This window comes from Kitasatospora sp. NPDC047058 (genome assembly GCF_040643935.1).
Classification (GTDB): domain Bacteria; phylum Actinomycetota; class Actinomycetes; order Streptomycetales; family Streptomycetaceae; genus Kitasatospora.
Genome location: NZ_JBEYVJ010000500.1, coordinates 1 through 4,395, shown reverse-complemented (window position 1 = coordinate 4,395; position 4,395 = coordinate 1). Strand labels below are relative to the sequence as shown.

Below are 4,395 nucleotides of genomic sequence, written 5' to 3'. Positions count from 1 at the left end.
CCGTCGCCAAGCTCGCCGACGTGCAACCCCTGCGCCGAGCGGCGCAGGGCGTCGTCGACGCGCTCGGCACCGCCATGACCACCGAAGTGCACGACGTCGTCGCCGAGGCGTTCAACCGCGGCGCCCGGACCGGGCTCGCCGAGCTCGGCGCCCTGGCCGACGCCGACGCCGCGCGCATCGCGGAGTCGACCCCGGCCGGCCGCGCCGTCGACCGGCTCGCCGCCGAGACGATCGAGCTCGTCACCGCCACCCACCGCGGCATCCTGCGCGGCGTCGAGGACGGATACCGGCAGGTCGTCTCCGAGGTGGCCGCTACACCGCTGCTCGGCATCGACACCCGCCGACAGGCGACGGCCCGGGCCATGGAAAGGTTCGCCGACCGCGGCCTGAAAGGCTTCGTGGACAAGTCCGGTCGGTCCTGGCAGATGACCAGCTACGCCGAGATGGCCGTGCGGACCGCGGTCGGCCGGGCCGCCGTCGAGGGGCAGGCCGACCGGCTGCGCGCCGCCGGTCAAGACCTCGTAATCGTGTCCACCGCGCCGCGCGAGTGCCCGCTCTGCCGCAAGTGGGAGGGCAGGGTGCTCTCGCTCGACGGCCCGGACGGGCCGCACGAGGTCGAGGTCGAACACGCCGTCGACGACGCCCGCACCGTTCGCGTGCGGGTGGCCGGCAGCGTCGAGCAGGCCCGCCGAGCCGGACTCCAACACCCCAACTGCCGACACTCCCTGTCGGCCTACATGCCGGGCGTCACCACCGCGGAACCGCCGGAGCCGTCCGACGGCGCCGGGTACGAGGCAGGCCAGCGGCAGCGCGCGATCGAGCGCCAGATCCGCAAGTACAAGAACCGCGCCGCGGCGGCCGCGACGCCCGAGGCACGGCAGGTCGCCGAGCAGCGGGTGCGCGACTGGCAGGGCCGGATGCGCAACCACCTCGCCACCCACCCCGACTTGAAGCGGCTCCGCTACCGGGAGCAGCCCGGGGCGGGGAACCTTCCCGAACCGCGCCGGCCGCTCGACCCGGATGCGGTCGAGGCCGCCCGGGTGCGCGCGGGCGACCACCGGACGCCCGCCGAGATGAGCGACGAGCAGCTCGGCGCCGCCCTGCGGCACGGCTCCCTCGACGAGCGCGACCGCGCCAAGATCGAGGCCGAGGCCACCCGGCGCGACGAGCAGGCCCTGCTCGACCGCGTGCGGCCCGGCGGCCGGATGGCCGAGCACCTGGTCGAGTTCAGCGACGACGAACTCGCCCGCGTGCTGCCGCTGCTCGACGACTCCGACGTGCTACGGGTGGCGGCCGAGCTGGACCGGCGCGACATCGACGCCGCCCTGCCCGGCGCCCGCCGCGACCTGATCGGCATGTCCGAGCAGCAGCTCGCCGAGCGGGCCCGGCACGCCAGCGGCGACGAGCTCGCCGCCCTGGCCGCGGAGGCCGACCGGCGGGCCCTGCTCGCCGAGCTCTTCCCCGGCGGCCGGCTGCTGGCCGACCTCTCGCAGGTGGCCGACGACCGCCTCGGGTGGGCACTGCGCTACACCAACCCCGCCGGGGCCGAGCGCATCGCCGCCGAACTCGACCGCCGCTACCCGCTCGACCCTCCGCCGGCCGCCCCCGGCCGCGGCGTCGAGGCGCAGCTCGCCGACCGGGAGGCCCTCGACGACGCGCTGCGCCCGGGCACCCGAATGGACGACTGGTCGTGGGTCGACCAGGCACCCGACGAACACCCGTGGGACCGGCTACCGGCGGCCGAACGCTGGCTCGCCGAACGGGAGTGGGCAGAGACGGGGAACCGGGGCGCGTTCAACCGCGCGCAGGTCCGGCAGATGTACGACGAATACGTGTACGCCCAGTGGCTCGACGCCGAGGAATGGTGCCGCGGGGTGCTGCTCACCAAGCGGGCCGAGCTCGACGGCGTCGACCCGCTGAGCGTCTTCTCGGGCCCCTCTCACGTCGCCTACGCCCGGGCGTCCGAGGAACTCAAGCGGTACTGGGCCGAGGTGTCCCCCCGGACCACCCTCGCCGAGTACACCGAGCAGCTCACCGGCGTACGGTCGGCCGCCGCCGACGCCGCCCGCAAGACCGGCTCCGACGTCTCCAACAAGTTCTAGGAGGTGCCGAGTTGGGGTTCCGCGCCGACGTCGTGCGCGCCGCCGCCGCCGGCCGCGATGCGGCCCGCGCCGCACAACCGATCACCGCCTGTCCCCACCCCCGCGAGTCCCTCCTGCGCTCGGCGTGGGTGCGCGGCTACGCCGCCGCCCGCCCGATCACCCGTCCCCAGCCCAGCCCCGAATGACTCCACCCCGAAGGGAACCGACGTGAACCTCGCCAACCGTCACTCCGGCACTGTCCACCTGGGCCGGCAGTTCCGGCTCGACCACCTGCCCGAGCACCTGCAGGCCGTCAGCCGACCGTGTCACGAGCTCGCCGCCCACATGATCGCCGCGCTGCCCGACGGGCCCGAGCTGACCGCGGGTCTGCGTCTGCTGCTGCAGGCCAAGGACTCGTTCGTTCGGGCCGCAGTCGACGCCGCGTAGGCCGCCACCCCACATACAGCAGGGCCCGCCCCCGTCCCGGGAGCGGGCCCTTTCGCATGTCCGGAGGGACCACTACATGACCACCGCACCCGCCGGCGCCCCCGCCCCCGGCACGCCGAACAGCGACCCGACCGCCGCGCCCACGGCCCCGGGCTCCACCGAACCGCTAGCCGCTCCGCCCGCAGCGCCGGCCGCTCCGCCCGGTCCGACGGCCGAGCAACTCGCCGACGCCCAGCGCCAGGCGACCGAGGCCGCCGAGCAGCGCGACCAGTTGCAGGCCGCCCTCGACGCGATCAACAAGGCCATCAACCCCGACGCGGCCGGAGCGGACTCCGATCCGGCGCAGCTCGCCGCCGCCGTCGCCGAGCGCGACCGGCAGCTCGCCGACCTCGGCGCGCAGCTGCGTACCGCGCGGGTCGAGGTCGCCGCCCACCAGGCCGCCGAGGCGGCCGGCGCCCGCCCCGACCGGCTGCTCAACTCCCGCTCGTTCGCTGCCGCGGTCGCCGATCTCGACCCGACCGACCCGAAGTTCGGCGAGCTGCTGACAGCCGCGATCACCGCGGCGGTCGACGCCGATCCCGATCTCTACCGCGCCGCCGGCGCCCCGCCCGCTCGGTCCGGCGGCGGCGAGTTCCGCGGCGCCCCCACCACCCGTACCGAACCCGCGTCGCTGCTCGAAGCGATCTCGGCGCGGCTCGCCAAGTAAGGAGGCCGCCCCGTGGCTATCACGCTGGCTGATGCCAAGCTCAACACGCAGGATGCCGTCGACCTGCAGGTGATCGACGAGTTCGCGAAGAGCTCGTGGTTGCTCAACAACATGATCTGGGACACCGCCGTCAACCCCGCCGGCGGCGGCGCAACTCTCAGCTACGGCTACACCCGGCTCGTCACCGAGCGCGGCGCAGCCTTCCGCCCGCTGAACACCGAGTACGCCAAGGGCCAGGCCAAGCGCCAGCGGTACAGCGTCGACCTGTCCCCGCTCGGCGGCGCCTTCGAGATCGATCGCACGATCGCCGAGCTCGGCCCGGCCGCATCTGCAGAGGTCAACTTTCAGATGCTGCAGATGATCAAGGCCGCTAACGCGTTCTTCTCCGAGCAGGTGATCACCGGGAAGCGGGTCACCACCCCGGGCGCCGAGCAGGGGTTCGACGGCCTCGACAAGGCGCTCGCCGGCTCCGTGACCGAGATGGGCGCCGGTGCCTCCCTCGACTGGACCGGCACGACCCTGGGCGCCGACGCGGCCAAGGTGCACACGGCGCTCGATGTCCTCGACGAGTTCCTCGGGCTGCTCGACGGCGTACCGTCGGCGCTGCTGGGCAACAAGAAGACCATTGCGCGCGTGCGCTCGCTCGCCCGCCGGGCCGGCTACTACAGCCGCGCCGAGAACTCGTTCGGGCAGACCGTCGAGTCCTACAACGGCGTGCCTTTCGTCGACCTGGGAGCCGTCGCCGGCAGCAGCGCCCCCGTGATCCCGATCGAGTCGCGCGACGTCGACGGCGCCGGCCCCGGCGGACAGATCACCGGCCTGTCCGACATCTTCGCCGTCCGTCTCGGCATCGACGGGTTCCACGGCGTGACCACCACGTCCGGCCGACTCGTGCGGCAGTGGCTGCCCGACTTCGATCGGGCGGGCGCGGTGAAGGTCGGCGAGGTGGAGCTCGGGCCGGTGGCCGTCGTGCTCAAGGCGACCCGGGCGGCCGCGGTGCTGCGGAACGTCAAGGTGCAGTGATGCCGTACACGATTGCCTCCCCGTACGGGGACGACGACCCGGTTGCCGGGGCCCCCTTCACTGCCGGCCGGGCCACCGTCGACGAACTCGGCGCCGGGGCCCGGCTGTACTTCCTGCGGCACGGCTACGAGATCGAGC

General features: G+C 74.2%; 5 protein-coding genes. All 5 read left to right on the top strand.

Features of this window, described 5'->3' with window-relative positions:
• Positions 1–2,102 (top strand): phage minor capsid protein (locus ABZ885_RS36265; RefSeq protein WP_360198621.1); only part of this gene is annotated, 2,102 nt, incomplete at its 5' end.
• Positions 2,103–2,113: 11 nt separating this feature from the next.
• Entirely contained in the window at positions 2,114–2,287 is a 174-nt protein-coding gene (locus ABZ885_RS36260) for an Rmf/CrpP fold protein (RefSeq protein ID WP_360198618.1), read from the top strand.
• A 22-nt stretch (positions 2,288–2,309) separates the two neighbouring features.
• Positions 2,310–2,528 carry a hypothetical protein gene (locus tag ABZ885_RS36255; protein ID WP_360198615.1) on the top strand — a complete coding sequence of 73 codons (219 nt, stop codon included), beginning with the start codon at positions 2,310–2,312 and terminating at the stop codon, positions 2,526–2,528.
• Positions 2,529–2,604: 76 nt separating this feature from the next.
• The gene (locus tag ABZ885_RS36250) at positions 2,605–3,234 is read left to right on the top strand and encodes a hypothetical protein (RefSeq protein ID WP_360198613.1); all 630 of its coding nucleotides are present in this window, start codon (positions 2,605–2,607) and stop codon (positions 3,232–3,234) included.
• Positions 3,235–3,246: 12 nt separating this feature from the next.
• Positions 3,247–4,257, top strand: a complete 1,011-nt coding sequence (locus ABZ885_RS36245) for a major capsid protein (RefSeq protein WP_360198610.1) — start codon at positions 3,247–3,249, stop codon at positions 4,255–4,257.
• The last annotated feature ends 138 nt before the right edge of the window (positions 4,258–4,395 follow it).